This window comes from Streptomyces sp. NPDC031445 (assembly GCF_055581365.1).
The window spans coordinates 297,507-313,528 of sequence record NZ_JBVIJO010000001.1 but is presented as its reverse complement, the minus strand read 5'-3'; the positions used below and the strand labels follow the sequence as shown (position 1 = coordinate 313,528).

11 protein-coding genes are annotated in these 16,022 nt (G+C 72.7%); 5 read left to right on the top strand and 6 right to left on the bottom strand.

Features of this window, described 5'->3' with window-relative positions; all coding sequences use genetic code 11:
* Positions 1-89: 89 nt before the first annotated feature.
* From ACZ5DC_RS01230 to sbnA, 5 genes are read left to right on the top strand one after another with little or no spacing between them, the layout of a single operon-like run.
* Positions 90-2,672 (top strand): Pls/PosA family non-ribosomal peptide synthetase, encoded by a 2,583-nt coding sequence (locus ACZ5DC_RS01230; RefSeq protein WP_468648165.1) that lies wholly within the window; start codon positions 90-92, stop codon positions 2,670-2,672.
* A gap of 14 nt (positions 2,673-2,686) precedes the next feature.
* Positions 2,687-5,953 (top strand): non-ribosomal peptide synthetase, encoded by a 3,267-nt coding sequence (locus ACZ5DC_RS01225; RefSeq protein WP_468648163.1) that lies wholly within the window; start codon positions 2,687-2,689, stop codon positions 5,951-5,953.
* A 40-nt stretch (positions 5,954-5,993) separates the two neighbouring features.
* Positions 5,994-6,998, top strand: a complete 1,005-nt coding sequence (locus ACZ5DC_RS01220) for a TauD/TfdA family dioxygenase (RefSeq protein WP_468648161.1) — start codon at positions 5,994-5,996, stop codon at positions 6,996-6,998.
* Positions 6,995-8,065, top strand: coding sequence for a 2,3-diaminopropionate biosynthesis protein SbnB (sbnB, locus tag ACZ5DC_RS01215; RefSeq protein ID WP_468648159.1), 1,071 nt, complete (start codon positions 6,995-6,997; stop codon positions 8,063-8,065). Before ACZ5DC_RS01220 ends, sbnB begins: the two co-directional genes overlap by 4 nt.
* Positions 8,066-8,102: 37 nt before the next feature.
* On the top strand, positions 8,103-9,125 hold the full coding sequence (gene sbnA, locus ACZ5DC_RS01210; protein ID WP_468648157.1) for a 2,3-diaminopropionate biosynthesis protein SbnA: 1,023 nt from the start codon (positions 8,103-8,105) through the stop codon (positions 9,123-9,125).
* A 52-nt stretch (positions 9,126-9,177) separates the two neighbouring features.
* On the opposite strand, the gene ACZ5DC_RS01205 is transcribed toward sbnA, so the two are convergent.
* The 6 genes from ACZ5DC_RS01205 to ACZ5DC_RS01180 all read right to left on the bottom strand — a co-directional run bounded on the left by ACZ5DC_RS01205 (position 9,178) and on the right by ACZ5DC_RS01180 (position 16,015).
* On the bottom strand, positions 9,178-10,356 hold the full coding sequence (locus ACZ5DC_RS01205) for an MFS transporter (RefSeq protein WP_468648155.1): 1,179 nt from the start codon (positions 10,354-10,356) through the stop codon (positions 9,178-9,180).
* Positions 10,356-10,859, bottom strand: a complete 504-nt coding sequence (locus tag ACZ5DC_RS01200) for a GNAT family N-acetyltransferase (protein ID WP_468648153.1) — start codon at positions 10,857-10,859, stop codon at positions 10,356-10,358. The genes ACZ5DC_RS01205 and ACZ5DC_RS01200 overlap by 1 nt, the downstream gene beginning before the upstream one ends.
* Before the next feature lies 1 nt (position 10,860).
* A complete protein-coding gene (locus tag ACZ5DC_RS01195; RefSeq protein ID WP_468649885.1) occupies positions 10,861-12,051 on the bottom strand; it encodes a type III PLP-dependent enzyme in 1,191 nt (396 codons plus the stop codon).
* A gap of 32 nt (positions 12,052-12,083) precedes the next feature.
* Complete coding sequence (locus ACZ5DC_RS01190) at positions 12,084-13,373, bottom strand: DUF6271 family protein (protein WP_468648151.1); 1,290 nt, start codon at positions 13,371-13,373, stop codon at positions 12,084-12,086.
* Positions 13,370-14,401 carry a phytanoyl-CoA dioxygenase family protein gene (locus tag ACZ5DC_RS01185; RefSeq protein ID WP_468648149.1) on the bottom strand — a complete coding sequence of 344 codons (1,032 nt, stop codon included), beginning with the start codon at positions 14,399-14,401 and terminating at the stop codon, positions 13,370-13,372. The genes ACZ5DC_RS01190 and ACZ5DC_RS01185 overlap by 4 nt, the downstream gene beginning before the upstream one ends.
* Positions 14,402-14,503: 102 nt before the next feature.
* The gene (locus tag ACZ5DC_RS01180; protein ID WP_468648147.1) at positions 14,504-16,015 is read right to left on the bottom strand and encodes a glycoside hydrolase family 3 protein; all 1,512 of its coding nucleotides are present in this window, start codon (positions 16,013-16,015) and stop codon (positions 14,504-14,506) included.
* Positions 16,016-16,022 lie beyond the last annotated feature (7 nt).

The window sequence follows — 16,022 nt, the reverse complement described above, 5'->3', positions numbered from 1 at the left end:
CTGTGCGCCTCGCCAGACTGAAACCGATGGTTCCTGATCAGGGACCGTCCGGCCGGCCAATGGCGATCCGAACGCCCTCAGGAGATGTAATGGTGGAGCAGTCCTCCGAGGTCCCCATATCCCGGCCCGACGAACCTGCCGTCTCCCTGGGCGACATAGGGTCGGACACGGAGTGGACCGAGCGGAAACTCGCGGAAATCCTGGCCGAGGTCACCGGCTGCGACCACGTTCCCGCCGAAAGTAACTTCTTCAACGACCTCGGGGCGAATTCCCTGGTGATGGCGCAGTTCTGCGCGCGGCTGAGGAAGAACCCGGATCTTCCCTCACCGTCCATGCGGGACATCTACCGGCATCCCACGATACGGAGCCTGACAGCGGCCCTCGTCCAGGTGACTCCCGCCGGCACGGCCGCGCCGGCGCCGGTGCCGGAGCCGGCGGTCTCCCCCGCCCCGGTGACGCGTGTGAATCCCGTCCACCACTTTCTGTGCGGGACGGCCCAGCTGCTGGTCTTCCTCATATATTCACTCGTCTGGGGATTCGTCACCGCCCGGGGGTACGAATGGATCGCCGCCGGTTCCGGCTTCGTCGGCATATATGTGCGGTCGCTGCTGTTCGGCGGTATCGGTTTCCTCGCCCTGTGCACCTTTCCGGTCATCGCGAAATGGCTGCTCGTCGGCCGCTGGAAACCGGATGAGTTCCCCGTCTGGGGAGCGGCGTATCTGCGTTTCTGGCTGGTGAAGGTACTGCTGCACGCGAATCCGATGGTGTTCTTCGTCGGAACCCCGCTGTACGTGCTGTATCTGCGGGCGCTGGGCGCGCGGATCGGCAAGGGCGTCACGATCCTCTCCCGCACGGTCCCGGTCTGCACCGACCTGCTGACGGTGGGCGCCGGCACGGTGATCCGCAAGGACACGTTCTTCCTCTGCTACCGGGCTCACGCGGGCCGGATCCAGACCGGCCGGGTCACGCTGGGCCGGGACGTGTACATCGGTGAGAAGACCGTCCTGGACATCGACACCTCGCTGGGCGACGGCGCCCAGCTGGGCCATTCCTCCGCGCTGCACAGCGGCCAGGCGGTGCCGGACGGCGAGCGCTGGCACGGCTCCCCGGCGGAACCCGCCCAGGTCGACTACCTGCGGGTCCCGCCGGCCAGGTGCGGGACCGCGCGCCGGGCCTGGTTCGGTGCCGTCACGCTGCTGCAGACGCTCTTCCTGTACCTGCCGCTGACCCTCGGCGGGGTTTACATGCTGTTCACCGAGGTCCCGGCGATCGGCAAGCGGCTCGATCCGCAGACGGCGGTGCTGACCCGGCCGGAACTGATCCCGGACGCGCTCGGCATCTCGCTGGCCCTGTTCTGCGGCTTCCTGGTGCTGGGCCTGGTGGTCCTGTACACCGTTCCCCGTCTGCTGGGCCTGTTCGTCAAACCCGACCGGGTGTATCCGCTCTACGGGTTCCACTACACCCTGCACCGGGCGGCGGCACGCATGACGAACATCAAGTTCTTCGCCTGGCTCTTCGGTGACAGCTCGTACATCGTGCATTATCTGCGCGGGCTCGGCTACGACCTGTCACGGGTGGAGCAGACCGGCTCGAATTTCGGCACCGAGATGCAGCACGAGACGCCTTTCATGGTCACGGTCGGCAGCGGGACGATGATCGCCGACGGCCTCTCCGTCGTCAACGCCGACTATTCCAGCACGTCCTTCCGGGTGTCCCGGGTGGAGATCGGTCCGCGCAGTTTCCTGGGCAACAACATCGCCTATCCCGTGGGCGGCAGGACGGGTGAGAACTGCCTTCTCGCCACCAAGGTGATGATTCCCCTCGACGGCGAGGTACGGGAAGGCGTGGGACTGCTCGGTTCGCCGTGTTTCGAGATTCCCCGCTCGGTGGACCGGGACGCCCGGTTCGACCATCTGCGGGAAGGCGACGAACTGCACCGCCACCTCAGCGCGAAGAACCGCTACAACCTGCGCTCGATGGCCCTGATGCTGTGCATGCGCTGGTTCCTCGTCTTCGCGCTCACCCTGTTCGGGCTTCTCTCCGTGGACCTGTACGGCGTGGTCGGGCACGTGGTCATCGCCCTGTACCTGGCCATGACGCTCGCGTTCTCCACCGGCTACTACATCCTGGTGGAGCGCTGCCTGACGAGGTTCCGCGCACTCACTCCCCAGTTGTGCTCCATCTACCACCCGATTTTCTGGTGGCACGAGCGCGTGTGGAAAATGCCGAGCCATTACCTCAACATCTTCAACGGGACTCCTTTCAAGGCCCTGGTCTGGCGACTGCTGGGCGTGCGCATCGGCCGCCGGGTGTTCGACGACGGCTGTTACATGACCGAACGGACCCTGGCCACCGTCGGCGATGAGTGCACCCTCAACGCCGGCAGCAAGATCCAGTGCCACTCCCAGGAGGACGGCACGTTCAAGTCCGACGGCACCACGCTCGGCGCGGGCTGCACGCTCGGCGTCGGCGCCCACGTGCACTACGGCGTGACCATGGGCGACGGCGCGGTGCTGGCACCCGACTCCTTCCTCATGAAAGGCGAGGAAGTCCCCCCGCACGCGCGGTGGGGCGGCAACCCGGCCGTGGACATGCCCGGGGCCGGCCACCGGCCCGGCGGCACGGTCCGGGCCCTGGAAGCGACCGACGCCCCCGCGTCCGTCACGGGATGAGGAAGGACATTTCGATGGGAACGCGCGTGGAAGCGGTGGAAGCGGACCGGGAGTTCTGGAGCCTTGTGCTGACCGCGGGCGGCAGCACCGCCGTGCCGCGGTGGGTCCGGGAGCCGGCCCCGGGAGCGGCGGAGCAGGAGACGCCGGTCCCGGACGACGTGGTGACCTCGGTGCGCGCACTGGTGCGCCGGTCGGGCCTGCCGCTGAGCGCGCTGCTGCTGGCGGCGCACGCGAAGGTGCTGGCCGCGCTGTCCGGCGAGCGCGAGGTGGTCACGGGGTACGCCGCCGGAGTGCGCGGCGAGCCGCTGCCGCTCCGGCTGACCGTGCCGTCGGGGTCCTGGCGGGCCCTGGTGTCGGCCGCCGAGCGCGCCGAGGCGGAGGTGCTGGCGCACCGGGAGTTCCCGGTGCCGGAACTGCGGCGGGAACTGGGGGTGACCGAGCCGTCGTACGAGGTGGTGTTCGGCCCCATGGACGCCGAGGACGACCACCACGACGACGGTGTGCTCCAGGTGCGCTGGTGCGACCTGGGCGGCCGGCTGAAGCTGCGCCTGCGCCACCGCACGGACGTGCTGGACGCGGAGGGCGCGGACCGCATCGGCGGCTACCACCTGAAGGCGCTGCGGCTGCTGGCGGCCGATCCGGACGCCGACCACACCCAGCAGAGCCTGCTGTCGGCCGCGGAGGTGCGCGAGCAGCTGGAAGGGCTGGCGGGGCCGCACCGGCCGCTGCCGGACGCCCGCGCGCACGAGCTGTTCGAGCAGCGGGTGCGGGCGCATCCGCGGACGGTGGCCGCGGTGCACGGCGAGCGGGAGTGGACGTACGGGGAGCTGAACGCGCGGGCCAACCGGCTGGCGCGGGCGCTGGTGGCGCGCGGGGTGGGCCGGGAGGACGTGGTCGCGGTCGTCACCGAGCGGAACCTCGACTGGCTGGCGGCGACGCTCGCGGTGTTCAAGGCGGGCGGGGCGTACCTGCCGATCGAGCCGCACTTCCCGGCCGGCCGTATCGCGGCGACGCTGTCGCGGGCGGGGTGCCGGCTGGTCCTCACCGAGTCCGGCAGCACCGGGACCCTCGACGAGGCGCTGGCCACCGTGCCGGAGGCGGAGAAGCTGCTGGTCGAAACGGCGTACGCGGAACCGCACGCCGACGACGACCTCGGGGTGCGGGTCGACCCCGGTCAGCTGGCCTACCTCTTCTTCACCTCCGGCTCCACCGGCGAGCCGAAGGGCGCGATGTGCGAGCACGCCGGTCTGCTCAACCACCTGTACGCCAAGATCGACGACCTGGGGATCGGCGAGGGCTCCGTGGTGGCGCAGACCGCCCCGCAGTGCTTCGACATCTCCCTGTGGCAGCTGGTGTCCGCGCTGCTGGTCGGCGGGCGGACCCTGCTGATCGGCCAGGACGTGGTCGTGGACGTGGAGCGGTTCGTGGACACGCTGGTGCGGGGCCGGGTCGCCGTGACCCAGCTCGTGCCCTCCTACCTGGAGGTCGTGGTCTCGTACCTGGAACAGCGCCCGCGGGAGCTGCCGGACCTGCGGTGGGTGTCGGTGACCGGTGAGGCGCTGAAACGGGAGCTGGTGCAGCGCTGGTTCGCGCTCCAGCCGGGCATCAGGCTGCTCAACGCCTACGGGCTGACGGAGACCTCGGACGACACCAACCACGAGGTCCTGGACGGCGTCCCCGACCGCGTGCTGCTGGGGCGCGCGGTCAACAACGTGCGCGTGTACGTCGTGGACGAGCAGCTGGCGCTGGTGCCGCTGGGCGCTCCCGGGCTGATCGCGTTCTCCGGGGTCTGTGTGGGCCGGGGTTACGTCAACGATCCGGAGCGGACCCGGGAGGCCTACCGGACGGACCCGTACCGGCCCGGGGAGCGGCTGTACCTGGGCGGTGACTGGGGGCGCTGGCACCCCGGCGGCAAGCTGGAGTTCCTCGGCCGCCGGGATAGCCAGGTCAAGATCCGCGGCTTCCGGATCGAGATCGGCGAGATCGAGAACACCCTGCTGCGGGTGGACGGGGTGCGCGACGGTGCGGTGGTCGTCGTCGAGCGGGGCGGCGGGAACACGCAGCTGATCGCCTTCCACTCCGGCCGGCGTCACGAGCCGGACGTGCTGCGCGAGGCGCTCGCGGCGGCACTGCCCGCCTACATGGTCCCGGCGGCCTTCCACTGGCGGGAGAGCCTGCCGCTGACCGCCAACGGCAAGATCGACCGCAAGGCCCTGACCGCCGAGGCCGCGCGGACCGGCCCCGGCCCCGAGGCGGCGGCCGGCGGGGACCGGGAGGCGCTCAGCCCCGGCGAGCGGCGGCTGGCGGCGGCCTGGGCCGAACTGCTGGGCGTGCCCGAGCACCGGATCGGCCGGACGGACAACTTCTTCGACTCGGGCGGCACCTCCCTGTCGGCCGTCAAGCTCAGCATCGCGCTCGACCGCGCGGTCTCCCTGCGGGACATCACCCGGCACCCGGTGCTCGCCGACCTGGCCGCCCTCCTCGACGGTGCCGCCCGGCAGCGCCCGGAGCTGCTCCAGCCGCTGTCGGAGGCGGACGGCTCCCCTCAGTGCGCACTGGTCTGCTTCCCGTACGCGGGCGGCAACGCGGTGAACTACCGGCCGATGGCGGCGGCGCTGGCGGGCAGCGGCACGGCGGTCCTCGCGGTGGACCTGCCCGGCCACGACCTGGCGGCGCACCGGGAGCCGTTCGCGTCGATCGCGGACGTCGCCGCGCGGGTGGCCGACGAGATCACGGCGCGCGGCCTGACCCGGGTCATGCTGTGGGGCCACTCCTCGGGCGCCGCACCGGCCCTGGAGACGGCGAGGACGCTCCAGGAGCGCGGGGTGCGGGTCACCCGGGTGTTCCTCGGGGCGCAACTGCTCGGCACGGCCGAGGAGCGCGGTGCCGCCGTCGCCGAGCTGACGGGCCTGAGCGACGCGGAGATCGCGGCGCGGCTGACCGCGGACGGCGGCTACACCGAACTGGCCGAACTGAACGCGCGGCACGCCGAGCACATAGGTGCCGCCTACCGGCACGACTGCGTGTCCGCCCACCGCTACTTCCAGGCGGTCCTGAAGGCCCCGCCGCCGGTGAAGCTGGCCGCGCCGGTCACGGTGGTGGTCGCCGCCGACGACCCGCACACGGCCGGCCACGCCGGTCACCACCGCGACTGGCTGCTGCTGGCCGACCACGTGGACCTGCACGAACTGGCCGACGGGGGCCACTACTTCCTGCGCACCCGGCCCGCCGAGGCCGCGCACGCGGTGCTGAGCGCGGCCGTCCCCCTGGCCTCCACCTGACCCGTACGTCCACACGACGGGCGACCGAAAGGAAACCGAGATGCCGTCCTCATCCCTGGCAGCACCGCTCGACGTGGAGCTGCGGCCGGACCGGCCACCGTTGCTGCGCGTGGACCGGCCCGCCGACGCCGCGAGCTGGGCGGCCGAACACCGCGAGGCGCTGCGGGCACAGGTCACCGAGCACGGGGCGCTGCTCGTGCGCGGGCTGGGCCTGCGCGACGCGGAGCAGGTCGGTGCCGTCTTCGCACGGCTGGCCGGGACGCTCATGCCGGAGCGGGAGGCCTTCGCCCCCCGGCAGGACCACGGCCACGGCCTGTACTCCTCCACTCCGTGGCCGGCCAACCAGCCGATGTGCATGCACCACGAGCTGAGTTACCCGCTGGAGGTGCCCGGCCTGCTGCTGTTCGCGTGCCTGACCGCGCCCGGACAGGGCGGGGCGACCGGGGTCGCCGACGCCGGGCGGGTCCTTCAGGCCCTGCCCGCCGAGCTGACCGAGCGGTTCGAGCGGGAGGGCTGGCTGCTGACCCGCAGCTACAACGAGGAGATCGGGGCGTCCCTGGCGGAGTCCTTCGGCACCGACGACCGTGCCGCGATCGAGCGCTACTGCCGGGCCAACGCCATCGACTTCCACTGGCAGCCGGACGGGTCCCTGCGCACCGAGCAGCGCCGCTGCGCGGTCGTGCGGCACCCGGTCACCGGCAGGCGGTGCTGGTTCAACCAGATCGCGTTCCTCAACGAATGGACGCTGGCACCGGAGGTGCGCGAGTACCTGGTGGACGAGTACGGCGCCGACGGCCTGCCGTTCAACACCCGGTACGGCGACGGCAGCCCGATCGGCGAGGACGTCGTCCAGCTGCTGAACGCCACCTACGAGGAGCACACCCGGCGCGAACCCTGGCAGGCCGGCGACCTGATGCTCGTGGACAACATCGGCTCCGCGCACAGCCGGGAGGCGTACACGGGCGACCGGCAGGTGCTGGTGGGCATGGCCGAGCCGCGACGCCTGGCCGACTCCTGCCCGACGGGGGAGGCGAGCCGTCGATGACCGACATGCTGTCGACCGCCACCGAGGCGGACACGCCCCACGGGGGGCCGGCGCCCTCCTTCGCGGTGATCTCCGGCAAGCAGGTGAAACAGGCCCTCGGCGGGCGCGAGAAGGAACTGGTGGACCTGGTGGAGGCCACCTACCGGCTGCACGGAGCCGGGGACTCGGTCAACCCGCCCTCGTACTTCCTGCGCTTCCCCGACCGCCCGACGGCGCGGATCATCGCGCTGCCCGCCTCCATCGGCGGCTCCACGCGGGTGGACGGCCTGAAGTGGATCTCCAGCTTCCCCGACAACGTGCGCACCGGGCTGCCCCGGGCCTCCGCGGTGCTCATCCTCAACGACCACGACACCGGCTACCCGTTCGCGTGCCTGGAGAGTTCCGTCATCAGCGCCACCCGGACCGCGGCCTCCGCCGCGCTGGCGGCCGACTGGCTCAGCCGCACCCGGAGCCGCCCCCGCCGCGTCGGGTTCTTCGGCACCGGTCTGATCGCCCGGTACATCCACACGTTCCTGGCCGGTTCCGGCTGGACCTTCGACGCCGTCGGCGTGCACGACGTGTCCCCCGACAGCACCGCCGGCTTCCGCGGCTACCTGCGCCAGGCGGGCGCCACGGGTCAGGTCACCGTCCACGACAGCGCCGAGGACCTCGTCCGCTCCAGCGACCTCGTGGTCTTCGCCACCATCGCCGGCCGGCCCCATGTCACGGCCCCCGGCTGGTTCGCCCACAACCCCCTGGTGCTGCACGTGTCGCTGCGCGACCTCGCGCCCGAGGTCCTGCTCGCCTCGGCCAACTTCGTGGACGACGTGGAGCACTGCCTGAAGGCGGACACCTCCCCGCACCTGGTCGAGCAGCGCACCGGCAACCGCGACTTCCTCAACGGGACCCTCTACGACGTGCTGCAAGGACGGGCCGCCCCGCCCGGCGACCAGCCGGTGATCTTCTCGCCCTTCGGCCTGGGCGTGCTCGACCTGGCCGTCGGCAAGTACGTCTACGAGCAAGTGGCCAGGGCGGGAGAACTCCGCCTCATCGACGACTTCTTCCACGATCTGCGCCGGTACGGCTGAGGCCGTTGCCCTCAGCCCTGGGACCAGGAGGCCTGCCGTGCCCGTCATCTCCGCTCCCCACGCATTCAACGAAGGAAGTCTCTTCGTCGACCTAGAGTCGATTTTCGGACACCGCCTCTACCTCAAGTGCGAGGGCTTCAACTTCGCCGGCTCCATCAAGTTGAAGGCCGCGAAGGAGATGGTGGAGAGCGCCGAGCGGGAAGGATCCCTGACGCCGGATTCCATCCTCGTGGAGTCCTCGTCCGGAAACCTGGGCGTCGCCCTCAGCATGATCGCCGCCAGCAAGGGCTACCGGTTCCTGTGCGTGACGGACCCCCGGTGCAACCTGTCGACGAAACTGCTGATGGAAGCCCTCGGCAGCCACGTGCACGTGGTGACCGACCTAGACGGGGGCGGCGGCTTCCTGGGCACGCGGCTGGAGTACGTCCGCTCGCTGTGCGCGTCCGACGACCGCTACGTGTGGCTCAGCCAGTACACCAACGCGGGCAACTGGCGGGCGCACTTCCGCACGACGGCACCGGAGATCGCCGTCCACTTCCCGCGCCTGGACGTGCTGTTCGTCGGGACGGGCACCGCCGGGACGCTGATGGGCTGCGCCCGCTACTTCCGCACGTGGCACCGGCCGGTGCGGATCGTCGCCGTGGACAGCGTGGGCTCGGTGGCCTTCGGCGGCACCCCCGGCCGCCGGATGATCCCCGGCCTGGGCATGAGCATGCGCCCCCCGCTGCTCGACGAGAGGTACGTGGACGAGGTGGTCCGGGTGGAGGAGGCGGACACCATCCGCACCTGCCACCGCCTGGCCCGGCGGGGCTTCCTGTTCGGCGGTTCCACGGGCACTGTGGTGAGCGCCGCGACGGACTGGCTGGCCCGGCACGGCACCCGTGACCTCACGGCGGTGGCGATAGCCCCCGACCTCGGGGAGCGCTACCTCGACACCATCTACCAGGGCAACTGGCTGCAGGACCTCTACGGCGAGCACCTGCTGGACTCCGCCCAGGTGCCCACCGCCTGGGAGGAGAACTCCGCGTCACGCGCGCCGGGACGCCGCCGCAGGGCGTAGCGGAGGGGCGGTTCGGCGGGAGCCGGTCGGGTCACGCCCGGGCAGTCGGGCGTCAGCCGACCGGTTCCGGCGTGCGGGCCCGCCACGGGATGCGGAAGGCGGTCGCCGTGACGATCAGGGCGCAGGCCGCCACCGTGGCCATGCCCGCGGTCAGGTTCGCCGCGCCGGCGACGAAACCGATCAGGGCGGGGCCGGCCAGCAGGCCCGTGGTGCCCATCGCGGCGACCAGCGCCAGCGCGTCCGCGCCGTGGCCGGCCGCCGCCACGTACACGCACGGGGTGACGGCCGCCGCACCGAGGCCGACGCAGGCGAAGCCGAGCAGCGTGGGCACCACTCCCCCGGCGAGCAGCGCGAGGGCGAGGCCCACGGCGGCCACCGCGCTGCCGGCCCGCACCACACGTCCGTCGCCCCAGCGGGTGCGCCAGCGGTCCGCGCGGGCGCGGGCCAGCAGCATCATCACGGAGACGACCGCGATGCCGAGCGGGGCGACGCCCGCCGACGCCCGCACGACGTCCTTCATGTAGAGCGTCGACCAGTCGTTCATCGCGCCCTCGGTGATCGTGCCGAAGGCCATGGCGCAGCCCATGAGGAGGGTCGTGCCGGAGGGCAGGCCGCGGCGGCCGCGGCGCTTCGGCCCGTCCTGGGCCGCGGGGTCCGGCTCCCGGTGGGTCAGCAGGCCCGGCCGGGCGCCGCCGAGCAGGAGCAGCAGCAGCGCACCGGCCACGGCGAAGTGCGCCGGAACGGACGCGGTCAGGGTGGTCGCGCCGGAGGTGAGCAGGGCGGCGGCGAGCAGCCCGCCGCTGAAGGTGGCATGCAACTGGGACATGGCCGTACGGCCGTGGGCGCTCTCCAGCGCGGCGCCCTGCGCGTTCATGGCCACGTTGAGGCAGCCGACGGCGACGCCGTCGGCGCACACGGCCAGCAGCGCGAGCGGGTAGTCCGGCACGGTGGACAGGGCGGCCAGGACGGCGATCAGGGCGGCGGCGGAGGCCAGGGACAGCAGGCGGGAGCCGAGCCGCCGCATCAGGACGGCGACCAGCGGGAAGGAGGCGGCCGCTCCGGCCCCGCAGGCCATCAGCAGCAGCCCCACCTCGCCTGCGCCCAGGTCCAGCCGGGTCTTCAGCGCGGGCAGCCGGGACACCCAGGTGCCGTACTGGAAGCCGAGGAAGCAGAACAGCGCGGCGATCGACCACTTGGCGCGCCGGAAGGAGGGGGCGGTGGGTGTGCTCATCAGCCCGCCTTCCGCAGGGCGGCCACCTGGGCCGACATGTACACCGCGCCGCCGCCGTAGCCGGCCGGCACCCGCGCCTCGTGGTGGGGGCGGTAGCCGTTGGCCCGCCAGAAGGGCTCCCGGCCGGCGATCGCGACCAGCGAGATGGTGGCGAAGCCCCGGGCGCGGGCCGCGTCGGTGAGGTGCCGGACCAGGCGGGTGCCCAGGCCCCGGCGCCGCACGGGCGCGCTGACGACCAGGTCGTGCAGGTGGAGGTTGGTGGTGTGGTGGGCGACCCGCTCCGGGCGGGCCGGGTCGGGGCAGTGGAACCGCGGGTACGGCAGGGCGAGGACGTAGCCCGCGATCCGCCCGTCGAGTTCCAGGACGAAGCTGGTGCCCGCCGGGGCCCGGGACCGCAGGCCGGCCTCCCCCTCGGTGAGCGGGGTGTCCGCGTACGCCCCGGCCTCCAGGGCGGCGACCTGCGGCCAGTCGGCCTCGGTGATGCCCCGTACGAGGCCCGTCATCTCAGTGGTGTCCTTCCTGGCCGCGGGTGCATTCGGCCCGCAGCGGGCGGATGCCGTTGAACCCCTGGGTCATGTAGCTGCTGGCGTAGGCGCCGGCGGAGAGGATCAGGACCGGGTCGCCGGAGCCGGCGGACCGGGGCACGGGCACCGGGTACCGGCCGGCGCCGTAGGCGTCGTCGCTGTCGCAGGTGGGTCCGGCGACGATCGCGGGGACGTGCTCCTGCGTCTCCCGCCCGGGGAAGACCAGCGGGTGGGTGACCTGGTCCATCTCGTACAGGCCGTTGTACTTGCCGACGCTCAGGTACAGCCAGCGGGTCCGCGCGCCGTCCGGCTGCGTCCGCTCGGTCAGCCGGACGACGCGGGCGTGGACCACACCGTGATCGGCGACCAGGTGACGCCCCGGCTCCAGCACGAAGCGGAGCGGGGCGGCGGCCAGCGCGGTCAGGCGTTCCATGCCCTCGCGGAGCACGGTGAAGATCTTGTCCAGCGGCGGGTCGAGGGGGTTGCCGCGCCGGTCGAGGTAGCCGAGCGCCGGCAGCCCGCCGCCGAGGTTCACGTGGTCGGGGGCGATCCCTCGCCCGGCCAGTGCCGTCAGGGTCACGGCGAGGGTGTCCAGGGCCTGCTGCCAGGCCTCGCCGGTCATCTGCTGGGAGCCGACGTGCACGGACAGGCCGGCCGGGACGAGGCCGGCGGCGCGGGCCGTGTCCAGGACGCGGACGGCGTCGTCCGGAGCGCACCCGAACTTGCGGTTCAGACCCCACAGGGCGCCGTCCCCGCTGGTGGAGAGTCGGCAGAACACGCGGGCGCCGGGGGCGTGCGCGGCTATGGCCGTGACGTCCTGGACGCTGTCGGTGGCGAACGTGCGGACACCCAGGCGGTGGGCCTCGGCGATGTCCTGGTCCGACTTGATGGTGTTGCCGTAGTGGATGCGGTCGGGGTGCGCACCGGCGCGCAGGGCCTGCTCGATCTCGGCGGGGCCGGCCGCGTCGAAGCCGGCGCCTCTGGCGGTCAGGCAGCGCAGGACCTCGTCCACCGGGCATGCCTTGAGTGCGAAGCGGATGCGGGTTCCGGGCAGCTCGCTCACCAGGGTGTCGTACTGATGCTCTATGCCGGTGAGGTCGTAGAGGAGGCGGTCCGTCGTGCGGCTGCCGCTCCGTCGTGGCTGGTCGCGCCCACGCGGCGGCAGCCGCATGCCGGACGGGGCCCCGCGCCCCTGCGGGGCGCTCATGACCGGGCCGCCTCTATCAGGGCGGGCCAGGAGACGATCAGGTGGGCGAAGTCCTCGATGTCCTGTTCGGCCTGGCCGAGTAACCCTTCGCGCTCCTCGCAGAGCTGGTCAGCGAAGGTCGCGTACCGGCCGCCCAGTTTGCGGTACGCCGTGTCCACCCGGTCCAGGCGCCAGATGTTCTCGGCTCGGTCCACAGCCGTGCTTTCGCGCAGGAACTCCACGATCCGGTCGGGCCGGACCCGCTGCCGCTCGTCCAGCAGGCCCGGGCCCTCGGCCGCCATCCGGTCGTAGACGGCGTGGAAGTACAGCATCGACAGCAGGAACTTCACGAAGCGGCGCTGGTAGGCCGGGAAGCCGGCGTCCGTGCGGCGTTCGGGGGTGTGGAAGTTCTCGATGTGGCGGTTGTGGAGGATGCCGGGCAGGCCCGCGTCGTGGACGAGGTGGAGGAGGAAGTAGTCGCTGCCGATGGTGTCGGTGGCGGGCGGGAGGGGGACGCGCTCGTACACCGCGCGGTCGAACGCGACGTTGCACATGTCGACGCGCATCGGGTCCACCAGGGTGAGGGTGGAGTGGTCGCCGGTGAAGGGGGCCGTGCCCGCGCCGGTGAAGGACTCCTCGACCAGCGCGCGCCTGCGGTCCTCCGGCCAGTCGCCGGGCGCCCAGAGGCCGACCACGTCGTGGTAGACCGCCTCGTCCAGGCGCCGTATCTCCGCGACGTCAACGGAGAGTTCGCCGATGAAGGAGGCTCCGGCCAGCGAGACCGGGCGGTGGGCCAGTGCCGGTGCGAGGTCGGTGCGGGTGACGGCGGCCGCGGCCTCGGCGGCGGGGCGGCCGAGCCAGGGCAGCTCGTGGTGAACGGGGAACACCGGCTGCCCCGCGTGGAGTTGGTACGTGCTGTCGGAGTCGCGGCGGTGCACCGAGTCGCAGCCGAGGGCGGCGGCCAGCAGGAAGGCGCGGTTGGTGCAGGCGCCGTAGGAGACGGCGGGCGGGAGCATGAGGCGCAGCATGCGGTCCGGCTCGGGCAGGCCCGCCTTGCGGACGACCCGGCGCAGGAAGTCGCGCTGGGCCTCCTCGTCGAGGTGGTGGACGGTCACGCCCTGGTGCGGGGGCAGGGCGGCGACCGTGCGGGTGTGCTCGCCGCGGGTGCGGTCGTCGGCGGAGTCCAGGATCAGCAGCCGGACGTCGGCGCCGTGGTGCCGGGCGGCGTACGCCGCTTCGGCGTGCAGGGCGGTGATGGTCGCGGAGCAGGCCCGGTTGGTGGGCAGGGTGAGGCAGACGCGGTTCACCGGGCACCTGCCGCGGTGGCCCACGAGTCGAGGCCGAGCAGCTTGCGCCCCAGGCCGTTCAGTTCGGCGGGGCCGTAGCGGAGGGCTTCGGGCTCGCGGGCGTCACCGAGCAGGGTGGCGTTCCAGTCGGGGGTGGCGAGGGTGCGCCAGGAGTCCACGCGGGAGTCCCGCAGGGTGGCGTGCTCCTCCAGCGCGGGCATCATCGACAGGTACTGGACGGCCCGGACACCGTTGTCGGAGAGGTTGGGCGCCACGCCGTGGGCGAGCAGCCCGTTGAAGATCAGCAGGTCGCCGGCCTGGAGGTCGGGGCGGACCACCGGGAACTCGGCGCGGTCGGTGTGGGGGCGGACCGGGTCGCGGCCGGGCGGCTGGGTGACGCGCCACTCCTCGAAGCGGCGGAAGAGTTCGGGCGCGCACTGGAAGCCGCCGAGTTCGGGGCGGGTGTCGGTGAGCGCGATGATGCCCTGCACGCGCTGCGGGAGGACGGCGAGGGTGGTGTCGACGTCCCAGTGCAGCTCGATGTCGAAGCCCTCGTCGGTGGCTTCGATGAGGGAGCGCGAACGGGTGCGGATGTTCGGCGGGTTGAGGTTGAGGCGGTCCAGGGTGACCCACAGCTCCGGGCTGTCCCAGATGTCGGCGAAGGCGTCGTACACGCGCTGGTTCTGCCGGCTGTCCCACAGGAGCTGGTGGTGGTAGGCCTCGACGAAGCCGTAGATGTAGAGGTGCCGGTCGAGTTCGCTGCGGAACCGCGGCTCCTCGTACCAGGTGTCGGGGCGGTCGGGGTCGAGCCCCTGGAACTCCCACGCGAAGTCGAGGAGTTGCTTGGCCTCGCCGGGGGTGATGGCCTCGCGCACGACGACGTAGCCGTACGTCTGCCAGAAGGCGAGGTCCTGTTCGGACAGCACGCGCAGCGGCTGGGTCTTCTCGAGGTCGCGCAGGGGGGTCGGGGCGAGGTAGGTCTCACCGTCGGCGCTGAAGTAGGGGCGGCCCGTCGCCGCGCGGTGGAGGAAGGGGTGGGGCGTCTGCATGCGATTCCTCTGGAACTTGAACACGAAGTGCGGTGGAGATCCGGGAAAAGAGCAAGAGCGAGTAGGCCGCCCGCTGCGGCGGGCGGCCGGTGAGCCCGTGGGTCAGCCCGCGACGACCGCTTCGGCCGCCGCCACACCGCAGACCCGGGCGGCGCCGTAGGTGGCGATGTGCAGGGCGCCGCGCGGCGGGGCCTGGGGCAGGCCCATCTCGACCACGACGGTGTCGGGCCGGGCGGCGAGCAGGGTGTCGAGCGCGGAGCGCATCCAGTCGTGCCGGTGCTCGTCGCGGACCACGGCGACGATCCGGCGGCCCTCGGCCGCGGCGAGGACGGAAGCACCGGCGTCCTCGCCGGTGAAGGAACCGGAGGCGCTGCCGGGCAGCCGCCGCTCCAGTTCGTCGGCGACGCCCCAGGGGGTCCGGTCGCCGACGGCGATGTTCGGCGTGGGGTTGAACTGGGCGACGTACACCGCTCCGGTGACCGGTGCGGCGGCGCCGGCCCGGGTCACGGTCAGCGCGCGGCGCGCCGCGACCAGGCCGATCTCGGGGTCGGCCGGGGTCGCCGCCGCGTCGCCGCGGGCGGCGACGGTCCAGGCGGCCAGGTCACGGACGCGGGCCGCCGCGTCGGCGAGCCGCTCCTCGGGCAGTTCACCGGAGCGTACGGCGGCCACGAGGGCGTCCCGGAGCCCCAGCACGGTGCCCTCGTCGCACAGTCCGCCGCCCACGCAGATGGCGTCGGCGCCGGCCGCGATGGCGAGGACCACACCGTGCTCCAGGCCGTAGGTGCCGGAGATGGCGCGCATCTCCATGCCGTCGGTGACGATCAGGCCCTGGTAGCCGAGTTCGCCGCGCAGCAGGTCGGTGAGGACGCGCCGGGACAGGGTGCCCGGGCGGTCCGGGTCGAGCGCCGGCACGAGGATGTGCGCGCTCATGATCGCCCGGGTGCCGGCGGCGATGGCCGCGCGGAACGGGGGCAGTTCGCGTGCGTACAGCGTGTCGGCGTCGACGTCGATGCGGGGTACGGCGTGGTGGGAGTCGACGTTGGTGTCGCCGTGGCCGGGGAAGTGCTTGGTGCAGGCGGCGACGCCGGTGGACTGCAGGCCCTCGACCCACGCGGCCGTGTGCCGGGCCACCAGATCGGGGCTCGCGCCGAAGGAGCGGACGCCGATGACGGGGTTGTCGGGGTTGGCGTTGACGTCGGCGGAGGGCGCCCAGTCGAAGGTGACGCCGCAGGCCGCCAGGCGCCGGCCCAGCTCGCGGGAGACGGCCCGGGTGAGATCGGGGTCGTCGACGGCGCCGAGGGCGTGGTTGCCGGGGAAGGAGGAGCCGGTGCGCACGTCGAGGCGGGTGACGTCGCCGCTCTCCTCGTCGATGGCGACCAGCAGGTCGTCGCGTTCGGCGCGCAACTGGCCGGTCAGCGCGGTCACCTGCTCCTCGCTGACGACGTTGCGGCCGAACAGGGCGACGGAGGCGAGGCCCTCGCCGATGCGGCGGCGCACCCAGTCGGGCGCGGTGGTGCCGTCGAACCCCGGTTGCAGCACCGCGAGGGCGTCCCGGGACAGGGCGTCGCCGCCCGCGGAGCCGCTGCCGGACGCGGCGGTGGCGATGGTGGTCATCGGGGGC